Here is an 18,662-nt window from a genome sequence, read left to right on the forward strand (position 1 = left end):
ACGCCAATCATGAGAATGGAATTTCATTTGGCACCGATACTCGCGGAGCCAAACCCACTTCCTGCTCAGGAAAGCCCCCGATGAGGGCACTCCGGTGGGGATAAAGGTGGGTTGCCTCCAGGTAGAATAAAAATATCTATTAATTTCCAATGCGTTAATTCTGAGAATTGGCGGAAGGGGTGGGATTCGAACCCACGGTACGGTTGCCCGCACGGCGGTTTTCAAGACCGCTGCCTTAAACCACTCGGCCACCCTTCCGTTGTGATCCGGTCATAGCGAAAAGCGGCGGCGGTGGGAAGAGTGTGCGGGCTGCGCTGACGGGTTTTTCATCTTTCATGCTGTGACGCTGTCGCCATGGCCTCGCGGTCGTCCCGGGATCGACGGATCACAGGATTACAGGATCCTGCTCACCCGGGCTCCGGCCGATCCGGCGATTCGCCGCACCGGCGCAAGGCAAAGGGCGCCATCCGCCCGGAAATCATCCGATCCTGTGATCGCATGCCATGTTCTCGCGCGCTGACAGGTGCCCTTGTCCGGACCGGAAGAGGCTGAAAAAACTTGAATATTTTCTCAGGGAGCCCGGCACATATCATTGCCGCTGGCCAGTGATCACAGGATGGCAGGATCACCCGATCCAGCGATTAACCAGCCGTTAACCATAATCGCGCAGCTTGCATCACAGGCATCCCGGTATCGGCTGATCACAGGATCGGTGGATACGGGGAGGGGCGCAAAATTCTTCCCGCAAGACCGCCCCCGGCCTTCACGCAAACAAGGGATATCATCATGAAAGCTATCGCTTTCGTTACGCAAAAAGGTGGAAGCGGCAAGAGTACGCTGTGCATCAACCTCGCCATCGCCGCCATGGAAGCCGGCAGCTCGGTCTGCATCCTGGAGATGGATCGTCAGGCCACAATCACCGATTGGGCGGAACACCGCGACGGTGAGGGGCCCGAGGTCGCCCAGATCGATGCGACGCAGCTCGATGACGTCGTCGATCGCCTGCGCGATTATGATTACGACTACGTCTTCATCGACACACCCGGCGTCGACAGCCCCGGCACGCTCTCGGCTATCCGGGCTGCCGATCTGTGTGTCATTCCGTGTCGACCGACACCGGCTGATCTGCGCGCTTTCAAGCCCACCCTGGCCGCGATCTACCGGCTTGAGAAGCGCTTCGCCTTCGTACTCAACCAGACGCCGCCGCGCAGCTATCGCAACCGCGACGCCGCCGACGGTCTCGCCGTGCTCGGCGTTCTGCCCGATGTTAACATCGTGATGCGCAACGACCATCAGGATGCGATCGGCATGGGCCAGGGCGTCACCGAATTCAATCCGCAGGGGCAGGCCGCGCGCGAAGTGCGCAAGCTCTGGGGATGGATCGAGAAGCGCACCAACTTCAATAATCAGAACAAGGGTCAGGCCTTAACGAATGTCAAAGTTGCATAAAGTGAGTCTCAGGTCGATCGTCGCCGCATCTGCGCCGGCGCCGGTTGCTCTCGAGCACAGAACGCCCCCACGCGTCATCGCCAATGAACCGGAACCTGCAGCAAGGACGCTGAAACAGCGCGCGAAGCAGATGTCGGTTTATCTCGAACCACCGGTCTATGACCAATTGCGGGATATCGCCCATGTCGAGCGCACGAAGATCCATCCGCTGATGCTCGAAGCCCTCGACATGCTGTTTCGGCAGCGGGGCGCCCGGTCGATCCGCCAGCTCATGGAGGATCAGGGCCGGCACGACGGTCCATACGGCTGAGAGAAGCCGCGCAGGCCCTCCGGGGCTTTGCCCTGCGAACCCGCTGGCGCATCGCGCCGGCGGTCGTTTTGATCTCTGCCGGATCACTTCAAGTGCTTTTCGCGCTGCATGCGGTTTTTCTACCACAGCCCTGGCATCATGGCAAAAACCCGGCAGGCGTGCTGCGCGCCTGTGATCCTTTAACGATTTCGTAAGAAATTCCCGACGCTTGACCGCTACGGCGAAAGACGCTTTGTCTGCGGGCTGCCCCAATTTCGACCCATTTGGCGTCGAAGCGGTATGGCTTTCGCGGGCTGCCCGAGGGCTGACTTCACCCGGCGCTGCGGGTTAACTTCGTATTCGTATCCCTGCCGCATGCTGGCACGGGATGGGACGGGAAAGGTCGACATGCCAGATGCAGTTGCTTTCGGAATGCGCCGCGACGCCGAACCGGTGACGGGTTTGCGCGGGGGCGCTTTCAGGGTGGTTCTGGTCGTGGGGCTCGGTCTGGCGCTCGCCAACTGCTCTGGCCAAACGCCGACTGCGAAAGTCGATCCGAAATACGGGGTCGCGGCCAGCCCGCTCGTCGTCAGCGACGGCAGCGAGATACCGCGTGGCGGCGGTCGCGAGATGGTCGGTCGCTCCTACACGATCGCCGGGCGCACCTACACGCCGCGTCGCGACGAAAATTACAGCAATCGCGGGCTCGCCTCGTGGTACGGACCCGGCTTCCATGGGCGCCAGACGGCCAATGGCGAGGTGTTCGACCAATACGCGATCTCGGCGGCACATACCACGATGCCACTGCCAAGCTATGCCCGCGTCACCAATCTCGAGAACAATCGCTCACTGATCGTGCGCGTCAACGATCGCGGGCCTTTCCACGGCAACCGCATCATTGATGTGTCCAAGACCGTCGCCGAGGCGCTCGATTTCCGCCAGGACGGCGTCGGGCGGGTGCAGGTGGATTATGTCGGGCCGGCGCATGTCGACGGCAGCGACGACCAGATTCTGGTCTCGACGCTGCGGACCGACGGGCAGATGGCGCAGTTGCCGGATCATGATACCCGCCCGGGGGGAACAATGTTGGCCGAGTCCGGGCCGCAGCAGCAGAGCGAGCCGCCGGTCACGCATGCGAGCTTTGCGCAGGCGGAGCCGGAAAGTGCGGCATCGCGGCAATCCCGGCCTTCGACAGGGAATGGCGGCGGATCGGTTCTTGCAGGCCTTTTCTTCGCCGATCCTGAGGTCGAAACGCAGGCGCTTTCGCGCGACAGCGCCTTCGGTGGCCTCGCCACAGCCAATCAGCGCAGCCTGCGCCGCACGCAATGATGCGATTTCGCGGACACTAGTTTCGCGCGGGCGCGGCACCAGACGCCGAAAAGCGTTGATTAATCGGTCGTCAAGCCGCACATTGTCGCCTGGATGCGTGCTCAGACGACGGGTCGGAATTCGTGCACAAATTGCGGGTCTTGCTCATTCTCGTTTGTCTCTGGCTCGTGCCGGGCATGCTCGTCGGTGTGCCGGATGCGGCAGCGCAGAATTTCGAGACGCGCGCCGCGCAGGCCTTCCTGATGGATGCCGAAACCGGCGCCGTTCTCTTTGCCAAGAACGCGGACGATCTCATGGTTCCGGCCAGCATGGCCAAGATCATGACGGTCGAGGTCATCGCCGAGGAGATCCGACGTGGGCGGATCGACGAGAACACGGAATTCGTCATTTCAGAAGATGCCTGGCGGCGCGGCGGTGCGCCGTCGCGCGGCTCGACCATGTTTGCCGAAATCGGCAGCGCCATCAAACTTTGGGACCTCCTGCGCGGCATCATCATCCATTCGGGAAATGATGCCGCCATCGCCGCCGCAGAGACGATTGCCGGGTCCGAGGGCGCTTTCGGGCGAATGATGACGCAGCGCGCCCGCGAACTCGGGCTGACACAGAGCTTCTTCACGAACGCGACCGGCTACCACGATCCCGATCAGGTGACGACCGCCCGCGAACTCGCCTTGCTGACGCGGCATTTCATCGAAACATCGCCGGAGATCTACGCACTCTACGGCGAAGAGGAATTCGTCTGGAACGACATTCGCCAGCGCAACCGCAACCCTTTGCTCACCATGGGAATCGGCGCGGATGGCGTAAAGACCGGATTTCTCTCCGAATCGGGCTATGGGCTGGTCGGTTCCGCCATGCAACTCGACCAGCGGCTGATTGTCGTCGTGAACGGCCTGGAGAACGCCCGTGACCGCGCGCTGGCGGCGCGGCGTCTGCTGGAATGGGGCTTTCGCGCCTTCGAGCCGCGCACCCTGTTCGAAGCGGGTGACGAAGTCGGCAGTGCGCGCGTCTATGGTGGGGAGATCAACTATGTCCCTCTCATCGCCAGCCGGGACGTGCGCGTGCTGCTGCCGCGCGGCACGGATGAGCGCCTTTCGGCGCAGATCGTCTATCGCGGGCCGCTGGCAGTGCCGGTGCGCGCTGGAGACGAGGTCGCGATGCTGCGCGTGATGCGCGGTGATGCGCTCGCCCTCGAAATGCCCCTGCAGGCAGCACAGGATGTAGGGTTGGGAACGCTCTCGCAGCGGGCGCTCGATGCGCTGTGGGAGCTCGGCTCCGGGGCCGTGCGACGGGCGATCTTCGGAAGCGAGAGCGGATGAGCGGACTGTTCATCACGCTGGAAGGCGGGGAGGGGGCCGGCAAGTCGACGCAGATCAGGCGCCTTGCCGCACGGCTGGAGGCACTCGGTCACCGTGTGGTGGTTACCCGCGAGCCAGGGGGATCGCCCTATGCCGAGCGGATCCGCGAGGCGATCCTGGCGGGGGAGGGCAAGCCTTACGGGCCCTTCGCCGAGGCGCTGATGTTCTCCGCCGCGCGTCTCGATCATCTCGCACAGACAATCCGTCCGGCGCTCGCACGTGGCGATATCGTGCTGTGTGACCGCTTTTCCGATTCCACCCGCGCCTACCAGGGGGCGCTCGGCGAGATCGACGATGGCGAACTCGCCGCGCTGGAGCGGGTCGTGATCGGCGAAACGCGGCCCGACCTGACGCTCATCCTCGATCTGCCGGCAGAGACCGGGCTGGCGCGTGCCAATGCGCGGCGCGGCAGCCCGGATCAGAAAGCGGATCGCTTCGAAGCCGAGAATCTGAACTTTCACAAACGCTTACGCGAGGCTTTTCAGGCGCTTGCCAAGGCGGACCCGCAGCGCTATCGGGTGATCGCCGCCGATCGCGACGCCGAAGAGGTGGAATTCGCCATCTGGCAATGCGTCAAGGGAAAATTCGCAAGGGAATTGAATATCGCCATGCAAGCCACTGAAAAATAGAGATTATGCCGCAAGCCACAGACCCTGATCAACTCTCCGGCGCCCCGCATCCGCGCCACCGTTCCGTGCTGTTCGGCCAGGAGGCCGCAGAGCGTGCCTTTCTCACTGGATTTCGCAGCGGGCGCCTGCATCACGCCTGGCTGGTCGGCGGTATGCAGGGGATCGGCAAGGCTACGCTCGCCTATCGGATCGCGCGTTTCGTGCTCGCTTATGGCCATGCGCCCGAGCGCGCTCCCGATGATCTTGCCATTAGTCCGGACCATCCGGCGGCGCGTCAGGTCGCGGCCCTGTCGCATCCCGATCTCTTCATCCTGCGGCGGCTCGCCGCCACGGAGAAGAAGGCCGCAACGACGACGATCCCGGTCGAACAGGTGCGCAAGGCGCTGCATCTGTTCGGCTCCACCGCCGCGGCTGCCGGCTATCGTATCTGCATCGTCGACAGTGCCGAGGATCTGACCCCACCCAGCGCCAATGCACTTCTGAAGATGGTGGAGGAGCCACCCCCGCGCTCGCTCTTCCTGATCCTCGCTCATGAGCCGCGCCGGGTTCTGCCGACGATCCGCTCGCGCTGCCGCCGGCTCGATCTGGCGCCACTGTCACCGGCGGATCTGACCCGTGTGCTCGGATCGATCGATACGGTGACGGACGGGCCCGAGGCGATCGCTGCCGCCGTGACCCGGGCGGAGGGATCCGCGCGGCGCGCCTTCGAGCTCCTCGATCCGGCCAAGCGCGAGACTGTCGAGACGATGGAGCAATTGCTGGCGGCCCTGCCGCGCGAGGATACCGGGCGTGTGCTCGCCTTCGCGGAAAAAATGGCCCGCAAGGGGGCCGAAGAAGAGTTCGCACTGGCGCTGGAAACGCTGCAGAGCTGGGTCTCGGAGCTTCTTCATCGCCATGCGCATGCCGGTGCGCGGCGGCTTGCGCCGCTGGTCGAGGTATGTGACAAGATCGCCCGCGCGGCGCGGGAGGCGGATATCTACAATCTCGATCGACGCCCGCTCGTGCTCACCATGTTCGGCGATCTCGCCGGCGCCGTCACGGCGCTTGATTGAGATCGTTTTGCCAGTCTCTTCAGAAGGTTGCGCCGGATGGCTGCGAAGACGTACTATATCACCACCGCGATTTCCTATCCCAATGGCGCGCCCCATATCGGCCATGCCTACGAGGTTGTCGCGGCCGATGCGATCGCACGCTTCAAGCGTATCGATGGCTACGACGTCTTCTTCATGACGGGCACAGACGAGCACGGCCTCAAGGTGCAGCAGACGGCGCGCAAGAACGGCGTCTCACCAAAGGAATTCGTGGACGGGCTCGCCCCGCAATTCGAGGCGATGGGCGAGCGTTTGAATTGCTCCTTCGACCGTTTCATCCGCACCACGGATCCCGATCACCTGCCCTCCACGCACGAGTTGTGGAAGCGGATGCAGGATTCCGGCGACATCTATCTCTCGAAATACGAGGGCTGGTACTCGGTACGTGACGAGGCCTATTTCGACGAGGGCGAACTCACGCTGCAGCCCGACGGCAGCCGCCTCGCGCCGACCGGCGCGCCGGTGGAGTGGGTGGCGGAGGAGAGCTACTTCTTCCGCCTTTCCGCCTATCAGGATCGCCTGCTGGCGCATTACGCGGAGCATCCGGAATTCATCGGCCCCGATACGCGCCGCAACGAGGTCGTCTCCTTCGTCAGGCGCGGGCTACAGGATCTCTCGATCAGCCGCACCACCTTCGACTGGGGGCTGCCGGTACCGGGTGATCCCAAGCATGTGATGTATGTCTGGGTCGATGCGCTCAACAATTACGTCACCGGCTGCGGCTTCCCCGACGAGCACAGCCCGAAATGGCGTTACTGGCCGGCGGATGTGCACATCATCGGCAAGGATATCGTGCGCTTCCATACGATCTACTGGCCAGCTTTCCTGATGTCCGCCGGACTGCCCCTGCCCAAACGCGTCTATGGCCACGGTTTTCTCTTCAATCGCGGGGAAAAGATGTCGAAATCGGTCGGCAATGTCATCGATCCCTTCGCCCTGACCGACACCTACGGCGTCGATCCGCTGCGCTACTTCTTCATGCGCGAAGTGCCCTTCGGCCAGGACGGCAACTATTCGCACGAGGCCATCGTCAATCGCATCAATGCCGATCTCGCCAATGATCTCGGCAATCTGGCGCAGCGCTCGCTCTCGATGATAGGCAAGCATTGCGCAGCGGCTGTGCCCGAGCCCGGCGCCTTCAGCGAGGCCGACCGCGCCATGCTCGACCAGGCGGAGGCCTTGCCGGAGAAGGTGAGGGGGGCGATGGAGGATTTCGCCCTGCACCAGGCGCTCGCCGAGATCTGGGCCGTGGTCGGCGAAGCCAATCGCTATTTCGCCTCGCAGGAGCCCTGGGCCCTGCGCAAGAGCGACCCGGCGCGCATGGCCACCGTGCTCTATGTCACGGCGGAAGTGCTGCGGATCGTTGGTATCCTGGTTCAACCCTTCATTCCGGATTCGGCGTCCAAGCTCCTGGATTTGCTCGCCGTTTCCCCTGATCAACGCCGCATCGCAGCGATCGGGGAGGACGGTCGTCTCGCGCCTGGCGCAGCGCTCCCGGCGCCGCAACCGGTCTTCCCCCGATTCATCGAGCCGGAAGCCTCGTGAGCCGCCCATGATCGTCGACAGCCATTGCCATCTCGATTTTCCGGAATTCGCCGAGGACCTGCCCGGCGTGCTCGCCCGCGCGGAGGAGGCGGGTGTGGGGCGCATGGTCACGATCTCGACGCGGGTGGCCAAATACGACACTTACCGCGCCCTCGCCGAGAGCGACCGGCGTATCTTCTTCAGCGTCGGCACCCATCCCCACAATGCCGGCGAGGAGCCGGATGTGCCGGTTGCCGATCTCGTGCGCCTGTCGGCGCACCCGCGCTGCGTCGCGATCGGGGAGGCGGGGCTCGATTATTATTACGATAAAAGCCCGCGCGAGGTGCAGCGCGGCGTTTTTCGCACCCATATCGCCGCCGCGCGCGAAACTGGCCTCCCCCTCGTCATCCATGCGCGCGATGCGGATGAGGAGATGATCGAGATCCTGAGGAATGAGTTCAGCAAGGGGCCCTACAAGGCTGTTCTACATTGCTTTTCATCCGGCGAAAAGCTCGCTTTGACAGGTATCGAGCTCGGCTTCGCCATCTCGTTCTCCGGCATCGTCACCTTCAAGCGCTCGGAGGAACTGCGCGCCATTGCCCGCAAGATCCCGCGCGAGCGTCTTCTCGTGGAGACGGATGCGCCCTATCTCGCTCCTCAGCCGGTGCGTGGCAAGACCAACGAGCCGGCCTACACGGCGCACACCCTGCGCATCCTGGCCGAAACCCTCGACATGCCGCCGGCGGAGCTCGAAGCGATGACGACGGAGAATTTCTACAACCTGTTCGCCAAGGCGGCGCAGGCCGATGGCAGGGCAGGCGCCTGATCATGGCGCTGGTCGCGACCATTCTCGGATGCGGCTCATCGGGCGGCGTGCCGCGAGTCGGCACCGGCTGGGGCGCCTGTGATCCGGCCGAGCCGCGTAACCGGCGCCGGCGCTGCTCGCTCTTCGTCAGCCGCAGCCATTCCGCCGGCGAAACCGCTATCCTGTTCGACACCTCGCCGGATCTGCGTGAACAGTTGCTCGACGCCGAAATCCGCCATCTTGATGCGGTGGTCTTCACCCACGAACATGCCGATCACACCCATGGCATCGATGACCTGCGCCCGCTCGTGATCCATATGCGTCGCCGGATTCCCGTCTATATGGATCAGAAGACGACGGAGATCCTCGAAGAGCGCTTCGACTATTGTTTCAAAACGCCTGACGGCAGCAATTATCCGCCGATCCTCGATTCCCGCCTGATCGCCGAAGACATGCCCGTCGAGGTCACAGGGGAGGGCGGCGTGATCCGCGCTTGGCCCTTCCGCATGATCCATGGCGGCACGGATGCGCTGGGCTTTCGCATCCATGATTTTGCCTATGCCCCGGATGTCAGCACCATGCCCGAGGCCGCCGAGGCGCAGCTGCACGGGCTCGAGACACTGGTGATCGATGCACTTCGCTACAACCCGCACCCGACTCATTTCAATGTCGCCGACGCCCTCGATCTGATCGAGCGCGTACGACCGCGCCATGCCGTTCTGACCAACCTGCATACCGATCTCGACTATCGCGAACTCGCCCGGCAACTGCCCGATCACGTCGAGCCGGCCTTCGACGGCATGCGCATCGCGATTTCCGATTGAGCCTTTGATCTGTCGCGCGCAGCCGCGCAAACCCGCATGGGTGTCACGGGCCTTGGCCTGTGGGCTGCAAGGTCCGACGATACATCGGCGCCATCAGCGCGGGCAGGGGGCTCGCTCCGGGTTGCCAGGATTGATGTCAAAGGGAATCAAGGCCATGATGGGCGCAACGATGCAGGCAGCTTACGTCGGCGAGGACGGGCTCGAAATCGGCGACGTGCCACGCCCGGAACCGAAACCGCAAGAGATCCTCGTGCGGGTGCGCACGGCAGCGCTCAACCGGGCCGATCTCGCCGTCGCTTCAGGCGCCGCCCATGGGGCGATGGGCGGGCGCGGAACCGTTCCGGGCCTGGAATTCGCCGGTGAGGTCGCGGCCCTGGGCAGCCACGTAACCGGCTGGAAGGTCGGCGACCGCGTCATGTGCAGTGGCGCTGGCGGCTATGCCGAATATGCCGTCACCGATCATCTGCGGGCGCTGCCGATCCCCGAGGGATTCGCTTTCGACCGCGCGGCGACCCTGCCACTGGCGCTCCAGACCATGCATAATGCGCTCGTCGAGAATGGCGGCATGAGCGCCGGCGACAGCGTCCTGATCCTCGGCGCGAGCAGCGGCGTCGGGCTGATGGGCCAGCAGATCGCGCGCCATCTGGGCGCCCGCGTCGTGATCGGCTCGTCGACCGACGATGCGCGCCGGGCGAAACTGACGGAATTCGGCGCACATCACGCCATCGACACAAGCGAGGCCGACTGGCCCGAACAGGTGCGCGCGCTGACTGATGGCGGCGTCGATCTGATCATCGACCAGATTTCCGGGCCGCTGGTAACACCGGCCATGCAGGCCGCTGCCGTGCGCGGACGTATCGTCAATGTCGGGCGCCTCGGCGGCAGCACGACCGAATTCGATTGCGACCTGCATGCGCTCAAGCGCATCCGCTATATCGGCGTCACATTCCGCACGCGCTCGATCGAGGAGATCCGCGCCATCGTCGCCGGCGTGAAGCGCGATCTCTGGCCGGTTATCTGTGACGGCACGCTGCATCTGCCGATCGATCGCAGCTTCGCGCTCGCGGAGGCCGGCGCGGCTTTGGAGCACATGCGCGCGAACCGCCATTTTGGCAAGATCCTGCTGCATCCTTGACGCTGCGCCTGAAGCGTATGGAGAGCGATGCCGGTCGGGCGGCGCGCACCAACGCGTGTGCGCCGCAAGCCCGGGCACCAGGCGCTCGACGCAAGCCATTGTCTTGAAAAGGCTTTCCCTGCATCTTTTTGGTTCCATAATATATCTTATGCGAAAACCAATAGCGTGTCAGCGGTGCCGCCCATGGCAGCCCGGATCAGTTCAGGCCGGATCGATCGAACCGGGGCCGCACTCCCCGCAATTGCCGGCACACTGCACGCTTGCCTGAGCAGATCAGGCTGAACGGTTGCGCGGGTGCGGATTTCGATCCAAGTAGTGATCCAAGTAGTGATCCAAGTGGCGGTCCAAGTGGCGGTCAGCGCGCGGAATCCGGCATGGCGACCGGGCAGGCTGCTTGCGGAGGATAGCCTTTCCAGTGGTGCATTCAGTTCGTCATCGCCGGGCGCGATATCCATTGCGGATATCAGGCACCGGGCGCCCTCCCCGCATGCGGTGCTCTACCCGCGGCACCGGCGCCGAAATTCGAACTGTTTTGCTTCTCCATGCTGGCGCGAATCCGATTGCCGGATTACACTCTCAATTGATGGAGGGCATTTATGATCGGTAGCATTGTTGTCTTGATGGCCGTTGTCAGTCTGTGGCTTGGACTGCGCGCGCCGCGCGGTCTGGCGCGCAATCTGCTCCTGATTGGCCCCGGTATCGTGATCATCAGTGTCGTGCCGTTGCTGGCCGGCATCTTTTTCGATCCCGAGGGACGTATCGTCGGCAATGCGCAAGGTTTGGGGTTCATTGCGTTTTTCGGGTTGGCCGCTGGCGGAATCGTGATGATTGCCGGTTTCGTCGCCAGGGCGTTACGCGGCTGATCCGGGCTGCTGCGAGATATGTGCGGATGCATTGCCCAACCGGCATGCAAGCGGTATCAAGAGCCATGACCAAACGAACACCGAACGGACGAGACCCGTTCCGGCACCTGCCATGAGGTCGAGATGCTTCAGCCCCTGCCTTTCGTCACGCCGGTGACGCGCCGCATATCAGGCCTTGCCGCCATCATCCTGGCCATTGGCGCAGCCCCTGCCCTCGCCGAGGATCCGATCGGCGAGATCACCGGCGAGATCGGTGATCAGGCCTTTGTCTGGGATACGCTCGAAGTGCCCTCGGAAGGGACCGCGACTGCGGAATTTTCGGATTTCGGGCCGATGACCATGGTTTCGATCCAGGGTCATGAACGGGGCGGCGACAGCCTCATGAGCAATGTTCTGTCCATGGATATTTCGCTCATGGGCAACGATATCATGGATGCCGATGTCAGCTTCTTCCCCGATGGTCTGTCAGGGCCCTTCTTCGTCAGTACCGATGCGCCGCGTGATGCGGATATCCGCTTCGACGATCTTGATCTCGAAGATGCCTCGGCCATGGCAGAAGGCAGCTTCGACGCCCTGCTCTGCCGCCAGGACGATTTCATGAGCCCGCCGGATACCGATGACTGCATTGAGGCACGTGGACGCTTCGCCACGCCCTTAAGACCGGGCTTATGAGCGAAACGCGCGGCCCTACCCTCTTCATCGATGCCGATGCCTGCCCGGTGAAGGACGAATGCTACCGCGTGGCTGCGCGCCATGGTTCGCAGGTTTATCTGGTTTCCAATCGCCGCATCGGCGTGCCGCGTGATCCGCAGATTGCCTTGATCATCGTCGATGAGGGACTCGACAAGGCCGATGACTGGATCGCCGAGCGCGCTGTGCCGCGCAGTGTCGTCGTCACCGCCGATATCCCGCTCGCGGCCCGCTGCGTCGGCTCCGGCGGTCAGGCCGTGACGCCGAAGGGCGAGATCCTCGACGAGAGCCGCATCGGCATGGCGCTGGCTTCGCGCAATCTGATGACCGATCTGCGCAGCGCCGGTCATGAAACCGGCGGCCCGGCGCCTTTCACGAGCGCAGACCGCTCACGCTTTCTGCAGGGCCTGGAAAGCGCCATGCGTCGCGCTGCCCGCGCCCCGGCATAGAACGCTGCGGATCCCGGGATCACCGCGTGCTCTTCGCATCATGCCCCTGCGGCAGATGCCGGAACACGCCCCATGCGGACCAGATCAGGATGATGCCCAGCCCGATCTTCAGGGCTTGTGCGGGAACATAGGCGACCGTCAAGGCGCCGATCACGGCGCCGAGCACGGAGCCGAGCCCCAGCGGCAGGATGGTGGCCCGCCAGACCGGCCCCTCACGCAGCACCGCTCCCGTGCCGAAATGACGTGTGAGGCCGATACCGATGCCGCAGGCCGCCGCGACGGCGATTGTCACCATCGCCCCCTCCCCGACCAGCCGGGTCGGCTCCGCCACGAATACCCCCTCGGCGATGAGCACCAGCCCCAATCCGACCAGCAGGATCAGGATCAGCCGCCCGAGCAGGCGCTCCGAGACCCGCCGCAGCCAGCCGGCGCCGATCCAGGCCGCCGTCATCGAACCCGCCAGCATGCCGAGCACCGCCGGCAGATGCAGTCCGATCTCGTTCAACGGGACGGCTGCGGCGCGAAACGGAAAGGCCGCGGCGAGCACGATGAAGCTCGCCACCAGATTCACCGCGACGGCCTCGCGGGCGTTGAAACGCAGCAACCGGACCAGCGCCGGAAGCCGGAACTCCGCGCCGCCCAGCCCGATCAGCCCGCCGGCGGTTCCCACGAGCGCACCGATCCCGAAAGAGAGCCCGGGGCGGCGAGGCCGAGTCATGAATTCACCTGCCGTGCCGCGCCAGTCCCCACATCCTGCGGGGCGATGGCGACGCTCTTGATCACGGCATGGCAGGTCTGGCCTGGCGCAAGCCCCATGGCCGCCACCGCCCGGCGCGTCACCCGTGCGATCAGCCGCTCTTCACCCATGGCGAGGGTCACCAGCGCGCCGGGGCCCTGGCCGGAATGGATCTCGGCAATGGTGCCGGTGAGAATGTTGAGCGCGGAAAGGCCTTCCGGTCGGGCGCGCGAGAGGAGCACGTCCTGCGCCGCGATGCGCACACGGATCACCGCGCCCGGCGCATGGGAAACGCGCGGCAGCCACATCCTGCCACCGGCGCCATCGAGCGCGCTCAGCCCGTCCGCGTGATGCGCGATGACACGGACGGTGAGGATCGACGCAGCGCCGCGCGCACCCATCGCGGCAACATCGCCCAGAACCTGCTGAGGCGATCCCGTGGCCGCGACCTTGCCGTCGCGCAGGGCGACGACGGTGGTGGCGAGCCGGGCCACCTCCGCCGAGGAATGGCTGACATAGAGGATCGGGATATCCACCGCATCGCGCAGGCGCTCGAAATAGGGCAGGATCTCGGCCTTGCGCGCCTCGTCGAGCGCCGCGAGCGGCTCGTCGGCGAGGATCAGCTTCGGCGCGGCGAGCAGCGCACGCCCGATCGCCACACGCTGCTTCTCACCACCCGAGAGCGCAGCCGGGCGGCGCTCGAGGAGATGGCCGATGCCGAGCAGATCGACGACCTGCCCGAAATCCTCGCGCTTTGCGTCACGCGGCGCGAACCAGCGCCCGTAGAGCAGGTTCTGCCGCACGCTCATATGCGGGAACAGTCGCCCCTCCTGGAAGATATAGCCCAGACGCCGGCGATGCGGCGGCAGAAAGCGGCGGCTGGCGGTATCGACCAGCACCCAGTCGCCAGCGGCGATACGCCCCGTATCCGGGCGCAGGAGTCCGGCCACCGCATTGATCAGGGTGGTCTTGCCCGACCCCGAAGGACCAAACAGCACCGTCACGCCGGGCGGCGCCTCAAAGGCGACATCGAGATCGAATCCCGGGAAGGCATGGCGGAGCGCGACGGAGAGGATCATGAACCGGACACCCTCTTCACAACGCGCCGTGCGACGAATTCCGACAGAATCAGCGCGGCCATGGCGATGACGATCGCCACGATGACGAGCCGCCCCGCCGCCGCCTCGCCCCCCGGCGCCTGCAGGAAGGCGTAGATCGCCGACGGAATCGTGCGGGTCTCGCCGGGAATGCTGGAAACGAAGGTGATGGTCGCGCCAAACTCGCCGATCGCCTTGGCGAAAGCGAGGATTGCACCGGCGACGACGCCGGGCAGGATCAGGGGCAGCGTTACCGTGGCGAACACCCAGGGCTTCGATGCGCCGAGCGTGCCCGCCGCCGCTTCAAGCTTCGGATCGACCGCCTCGATGGCCAGCCGGATGGCGCGCACCATCAGCGGAAAGGCCATCACCCCGGCGGCAATGGCCGCTCCCGTCCAGCGAAACGAGACGACGACGCCGAGCCATTGATCGAGAAACTGCCCCACCGGTCCGCGCCGGCCGAGGGTGATCAGGAGCAGATAGCCCGTCACCACCGGCGGCAGAATCAACGGCATATGCACGAGCCCGTTCAGGACCTGCTTGCCGGGAAACTCCCAGCGCGCCAGCGCATAGGCCACGAAAATGCCAAATGGAAGGCTGACCAGCGTCGCCCAGAAGGCGACCCGCAGGCTCAGCCGCACCGCCTGCCATTCATCCGGCCCGAGCCATGTGGTGATCGCCTCCAGCATCAACCGGCAACGCTGAAGCCGTATTCGCGCCAGATCGGGGCGGCGATATCGGAAGAGAGGAAATCGAGGAAGTCCTGCGCGCGCGGATGCTCGCTTTGTGCCGTGATCGCGGCGGGCAAAGTGATCGGCGTGTGGCTGCCCTCCGGAAAGGTCGCGATCACGCTTACGCTATCCTCCACCCGGGCATCTGATGCATAGACGATTCCCAAAGGCGCCTCCCCCAGCGCGACGAAGGCGAGCGCCGAGCGGACATTGTCCGATTGCGCCACATGCGGCGCGACATCGCCCCACAGCCCGAGCGTGGTGAGCGCCTCGCGCCCGTACATGCCGGCAGGAACGGAATCGACCAGCGCCATCGACAGTCGCCCGCCATCGAGCATGCTGACGAGATCGGGATTTTCGTCGATCGTGACCGGTGACGCATCGCCCCCATGGGCGATCAGGACGAGGCTGTTGCCCAGAATGGCGCGCCGCGACCCCTCGCGCAGCTCACCCGCAGCGGCAAGCGCGTCCATCCAGTCGGTATTCGCCGAAATGAAGATATCCGCCGGCGCGCCCGCCTCGATCTGCCGCGCGAGGGCGGAGGAGCCGGCAAAGGAGATCACGACACGGCTGCCGGTCTCGTCCATCCAGCGCGCGGCAACGGCCTCCAGGGCGTTGGTCAGGCTGGCAGCCGCGAAAACGACGAGGTCATCGGCCTGCGCCGGCGCTGCGATGAACAGCGCCGATGCAAGAAGGGCAGCTGTGGCGCGGCGGCAAATCCGGCGAAACATCATTCCCCCTTGATATGTACGCCCAAACATATCGATGATCCGGGCCGAAGATCAAGCGCTATTTCCCGCCGGAAATATCGACGAGCAACCCCTGTAACTCCGCAAGATGCGCCTCGCCCCTGCATGCCGCTTCCGCCTCGAAGGCGCGATAGGCGGCGACGACCTTGTGCCCGGTATCCGTCAGGCGCGCCCCGCCACCCTGCGCCCCGCCGCGCGTGCTCTCGACCACCGGCTCGCGAAACATGGCATTCATGGTCTCGATCAGCATCCAGGCGCGCTTGTAGCTCATGCCCATGGCGCGGCCCGCCGCTGCGATCGACCCGGCCGAATCGATCCGCTCCAGCAGTTCCGCCTTGCCGGGCCCGATCATGCCGCGCTCACCGAAAACGATGCGAATCCGCAGGCGGGGATTTTCGCGATGTTCACTCATCCGCACAGGATTGCCCCGGTTCATGCAGAAGGCAATGCTCTGCGTGAGCCCGGGCACCATGACTTGCGGAACAAGCATGCGACCCGAGGGCGCGCTCCAGAGCGCATGCCGACCTGACGGAGTCAGGCCGGGCGCTTCAAGTTACTGCTCAACGCATCATTTTCTCCGTCAGCCGGTCTCCACCGGACGGAATGATGCCCTAATGCCTCAATGCTCCGTCACAGATGGAGATATCCGACTCGGGCGTGATATCACCGAAGCGCCTGGTCAGCCGCCGTTCGTGCCTCTCGATCCTCGAATGAAACTCGGGCACCGCCATTCCGGTACGGCGTATCGCAGCGTATAGAACATTGATGGTGAGCACGCCATCGCCCGCATGATCTTGTTCCCACATCCGGCTCAGGAACGCTTCCGCCTCAGGCAGGGCCGCATGCCCGACACGGCAAATTCCCGCGATTTTCGCTTGATCCTGCCTCCACGATTCTTCCGGTGCACGCAAGATCACCGGTAACGCACTTTCGCCGATGGCGCCGATCGCCCCAAGCAATGCAGTCTGCTGCCAGATCAGATCGTTTTCATCGGCATCTTCGTAGAGCGCGAGGATAAGCGCGCCGCGTTCGGCCAGTTTTTCCGTCGGTGTGTGTGCAAGAACCTGTGATAGAATCTGGATGTTCTTGCTGGAATTTCCCTTTCCACTTCGATGGTGCTCCAGATTTCTCAGAATGCCCAGAGAGAACCGTTCAGCTCCCAACGCAATAAACTCAGGCGATGCAGTCAGAATACGTAAGTCAGGATCGTCAATACTCTTGTCAGGATTGATTATGGCTTCTGAAAGTTTCGAAAATTCGTTTACAAGAATGGCACCCGCCACCATATGCATTTCTTGCATCAACCGGCGTGTATCAGCAATCTCCCGATCATGGATTGATACCGGTTCAAGCTGCAGGTGATCGGCAAGGATGCGCCATTGCGGCTCCTCGGTTTCAAACCGGGTTTCGAACGGATCACCCTGGAAACGGGCGAATTCGAAGCGACAACCCAGCCAGCTCGGCTGCGGCTCCTGCGGCTCCTGCGGCTCCTGCGGCATGCAATTTACCAGAGGAATCGGGAACGGAAACAATGTCGGCGAGGTGCCGGCGAAAATCCTGTACTCATTATCTCCCCAATCACGGATAATGAAATCAATTTTCTTCAAATTTACAAATATATTACGGATCGGATTCACCTCGCGGGAGACATGTATTGTTCGACCTTGTGGTTTTTCGGAGTTCGATACGAGGCAATAATCTTCGCTCTTCGCGCCGTCTTGATACAATTGCCTCAAAAACAACCCTTCTATAATTTTATGTAGATTCCGATCTCGAATATCATCACATTGCTCAATTGGAACTATTCTGTGTGCAAGATAGCCATCTCGTCCTAAAGCCGTCTCTTCGAAAGTGACTGGCAAATCATAGTTAACCAAGAACCAGTGCTGAATGCCCTTGGTAACCAATCTAACTCTGCTCCAATCAAGAACAAGCCGATTTTGTCGATTTTGATATTCACCAGATGATTCGATTGTAGATTTGACAGTAAATTCGTATATAAGCATGGTATAAAAAAAGCCAAAGTATAATATTGGCAATACAAGCCATCTTTTAGATAAATTTAAGAATAGAGACTCCAGTATCAAAAGTATTATAAATGCTGTAAAATATAATGAGATTGACGTTACAGTAAAAATAGCCGCCATATTATTGAATATATAATCAACTGATGAACCCACACCACTGTCGTATGTGGGTGCAAGCAACTCATCTGGACTGGGTGTATATAAAATCTGATATAGGATAAGACCTGAAAATACCGGCACCAATATCAGGGAATATGGTAGGCTGCGCCGCATCATAACCTCCTGGGGCCCTCAAGATCGTGCACCAACGCTATCCGATCTGTCGATGCAAGATCGAGCGCTCAGGTCCGATCTCCCGGACGTGTTGAATTGCTTTGTTGGCGTCGATATCACAATACTGGAGTGCTTCTTGCAATTTTTGTCATAAATGATTGTTAATTATTAACGCATGGGTGCATGGGTGCATGGGCGTATGGCGCTGCCGGGTTCAGCAGGAAACGCAACTTCTCAAGCCCTCGCCTCCCTCAACACGTGCTCGCAAACACCACCGGAAACAGCGTGAACAGCGTCGCGCCCAGCCCGATCCAGGCGCCGGCGCGCGGGAGATAGGCTTCGCGCCCCTCCCCGGCAGGTCGCACGGCCAGAAGCACGCCGCAGGCGCCGAGGCCCGCGCTCCAGGCCAAAGTCAGAACGAGCCGGTGCATCGAGCCGAGCGGGGCCTCGACATGCTGCCAGCCGAGCGCGCAGCCGGCCCCGTGCAGCGCATAGACGAGGCTGAAGACCACGGCCCAGATGGCCGGGCCGGCCAAAGTCCAGGCGAGCAGCCTCATGCCGTACCTCCCTGCCAGAGCACCACGGCTGCCACGAGTAGCGTCGTCGCTGCGGTA

At 62.9% G+C, this 18,662-nt stretch carries 21 protein-coding genes and 1 tRNA gene; 13 read left to right on the forward strand and 9 right to left on the reverse strand.

The window, feature by feature from the left end; translation table 11 throughout:
• Positions 1-168: 168 nt before the first annotated feature.
• A tRNA-Ser gene (locus GA0071312_RS13005) sits at positions 169-258 on the reverse strand.
• 528 nt (positions 259-786) lie between these two features.
• On the opposite strand from GA0071312_RS13005, the gene GA0071312_RS13010 reads away from it, so the two are divergent.
• From GA0071312_RS13010 to GA0071312_RS13055, 10 genes are all read left to right on the forward strand, one after another.
• Positions 787-1,449: a ParA family protein gene (locus GA0071312_RS13010; RefSeq protein WP_074445314.1), complete on the forward strand. Its 663-nt coding sequence runs from the start codon at positions 787-789 to the stop codon at positions 1,447-1,449.
• The gene (locus tag GA0071312_RS20620) at positions 1,433-1,759 is read left to right on the forward strand and encodes a ribbon-helix-helix domain-containing protein (RefSeq protein WP_074445315.1); all 327 of its coding nucleotides are present in this window, start codon (positions 1,433-1,435) and stop codon (positions 1,757-1,759) included. Before GA0071312_RS13010 ends, GA0071312_RS20620 begins: the two co-directional genes overlap by 17 nt.
• Before the next feature lie 387 nt (positions 1,760-2,146).
• A complete protein-coding gene (locus GA0071312_RS13020; RefSeq protein WP_238947208.1) occupies positions 2,147-3,067 on the forward strand; it encodes a septal ring lytic transglycosylase RlpA family protein in 921 nt (306 codons plus the stop codon).
• A gap of 176 nt (positions 3,068-3,243) precedes the next feature.
• Positions 3,244-4,386 (forward strand): D-alanyl-D-alanine carboxypeptidase family protein, encoded by a 1,143-nt coding sequence (locus GA0071312_RS13025; RefSeq protein WP_074446167.1) that lies wholly within the window; start codon positions 3,244-3,246, stop codon positions 4,384-4,386.
• Positions 4,383-5,054: a dTMP kinase gene (gene tmk, locus GA0071312_RS13030; protein ID WP_074445317.1), complete on the forward strand. Its 672-nt coding sequence runs from the start codon at positions 4,383-4,385 to the stop codon at positions 5,052-5,054. Before GA0071312_RS13025 ends, tmk begins: the two co-directional genes overlap by 4 nt.
• Before the next feature lie 5 nt (positions 5,055-5,059).
• Positions 5,060-6,106, forward strand: a complete 1,047-nt coding sequence (locus tag GA0071312_RS13035; RefSeq protein ID WP_108721873.1) for a DNA polymerase III subunit delta' — start codon at positions 5,060-5,062, stop codon at positions 6,104-6,106.
• Positions 6,107-6,142: 36 nt separating this feature from the next.
• Entirely contained in the window at positions 6,143-7,690 is a 1,548-nt protein-coding gene (gene metG, locus GA0071312_RS13040) for a methionine--tRNA ligase (protein WP_074445319.1), read from the forward strand.
• A 7-nt stretch (positions 7,691-7,697) separates the two neighbouring features.
• On the forward strand, positions 7,698-8,495 hold the full coding sequence (locus GA0071312_RS13045) for a TatD family hydrolase (RefSeq protein ID WP_074445320.1): 798 nt from the start codon (positions 7,698-7,700) through the stop codon (positions 8,493-8,495).
• A gap of 2 nt (positions 8,496-8,497) precedes the next feature.
• A complete protein-coding gene (locus GA0071312_RS13050; protein WP_074445321.1) occupies positions 8,498-9,298 on the forward strand; it encodes an MBL fold metallo-hydrolase in 801 nt (266 codons plus the stop codon).
• Between the two features lie 169 nt (positions 9,299-9,467).
• Entirely contained in the window at positions 9,468-10,433 is a 966-nt protein-coding gene (locus GA0071312_RS13055) for a zinc-binding dehydrogenase (RefSeq protein WP_074446168.1), read from the forward strand.
• Between the two features lie 146 nt (positions 10,434-10,579).
• On the opposite strand, the gene GA0071312_RS19705 is transcribed toward GA0071312_RS13055, so the two are convergent.
• Positions 10,580-10,888, reverse strand: a complete 309-nt coding sequence (locus tag GA0071312_RS19705; protein ID WP_131817808.1) for a hypothetical protein — start codon at positions 10,886-10,888, stop codon at positions 10,580-10,582.
• Positions 10,889-11,029: 141 nt separating this feature from the next.
• Between GA0071312_RS19705 and GA0071312_RS13060 the strand changes: the two genes are divergently transcribed.
• The 3 genes from GA0071312_RS13060 (at position 11,030) to GA0071312_RS13070 (ending at position 12,435) form a co-directional block, all read left to right on the forward strand.
• Complete coding sequence (locus GA0071312_RS13060; RefSeq protein ID WP_131817809.1) at positions 11,030-11,296, forward strand: hypothetical protein; 267 nt, start codon at positions 11,030-11,032, stop codon at positions 11,294-11,296.
• Between the two features lie 123 nt (positions 11,297-11,419).
• Positions 11,420-11,968: a hypothetical protein gene (locus GA0071312_RS13065; protein WP_074445323.1), complete on the forward strand. Its 549-nt coding sequence runs from the start codon at positions 11,420-11,422 to the stop codon at positions 11,966-11,968.
• The gene (locus GA0071312_RS13070) at positions 11,965-12,435 is read left to right on the forward strand and encodes a YaiI/YqxD family protein (RefSeq protein ID WP_074445324.1); all 471 of its coding nucleotides are present in this window, start codon (positions 11,965-11,967) and stop codon (positions 12,433-12,435) included. The genes GA0071312_RS13065 and GA0071312_RS13070 overlap by 4 nt, the downstream gene beginning before the upstream one ends.
• Positions 12,436-12,454: 19 nt before the next feature.
• Here GA0071312_RS13070 and GA0071312_RS13075 read toward each other — a convergent pair whose 3' ends face one another.
• The 7 genes from GA0071312_RS13075 to GA0071312_RS13105 all read right to left on the reverse strand — a co-directional run bounded on the left by GA0071312_RS13075 (position 12,455) and on the right by GA0071312_RS13105 (position 18,605).
• Positions 12,455-13,153: a TSUP family transporter gene (locus GA0071312_RS13075; RefSeq protein WP_074445325.1), complete on the reverse strand. Its 699-nt coding sequence runs from the start codon at positions 13,151-13,153 to the stop codon at positions 12,455-12,457.
• Complete coding sequence (gene modC, locus GA0071312_RS13080; RefSeq protein WP_074445326.1) at positions 13,150-14,250, reverse strand: molybdenum ABC transporter ATP-binding protein; 1,101 nt, start codon at positions 14,248-14,250, stop codon at positions 13,150-13,152. The genes GA0071312_RS13075 and modC overlap by 4 nt, the downstream gene beginning before the upstream one ends.
• A complete protein-coding gene (modB, locus tag GA0071312_RS13085) occupies positions 14,247-14,957 on the reverse strand; it encodes a molybdate ABC transporter permease subunit (RefSeq protein ID WP_074445327.1) in 711 nt (236 codons plus the stop codon). Before modB ends, modC begins: the two co-directional genes overlap by 4 nt.
• Positions 14,957-15,730 (reverse strand): molybdate ABC transporter substrate-binding protein, encoded by a 774-nt coding sequence (gene modA, locus GA0071312_RS13090; RefSeq protein ID WP_074446169.1) that lies wholly within the window; start codon positions 15,728-15,730, stop codon positions 14,957-14,959. The genes modB and modA overlap by 1 nt, the downstream gene beginning before the upstream one ends.
• Before the next feature lie 58 nt (positions 15,731-15,788).
• On the reverse strand, positions 15,789-16,160 hold the full coding sequence (locus GA0071312_RS13095) for a winged helix-turn-helix domain-containing protein (RefSeq protein WP_074446170.1): 372 nt from the start codon (positions 16,158-16,160) through the stop codon (positions 15,789-15,791).
• A 199-nt stretch (positions 16,161-16,359) separates the two neighbouring features.
• On the reverse strand, positions 16,360-18,051 hold the full coding sequence (locus GA0071312_RS19710; RefSeq protein WP_131817810.1) for a hypothetical protein: 1,692 nt from the start codon (positions 18,049-18,051) through the stop codon (positions 16,360-16,362).
• A gap of 248 nt (positions 18,052-18,299) precedes the next feature.
• A complete protein-coding gene (locus tag GA0071312_RS13105) occupies positions 18,300-18,605 on the reverse strand; it encodes a hypothetical protein (RefSeq protein WP_074445329.1) in 306 nt (101 codons plus the stop codon).
• Positions 18,606-18,662: the final 57 nt, after the last annotated feature.

Origin of the sequence: Saliniramus fredricksonii, from assembly GCF_900094735.1 — a bacterium.
In the GTDB taxonomy this organism is placed as follows: Bacteria; Pseudomonadota; Alphaproteobacteria; order Rhizobiales; family Beijerinckiaceae; genus Saliniramus; species Saliniramus fredricksonii.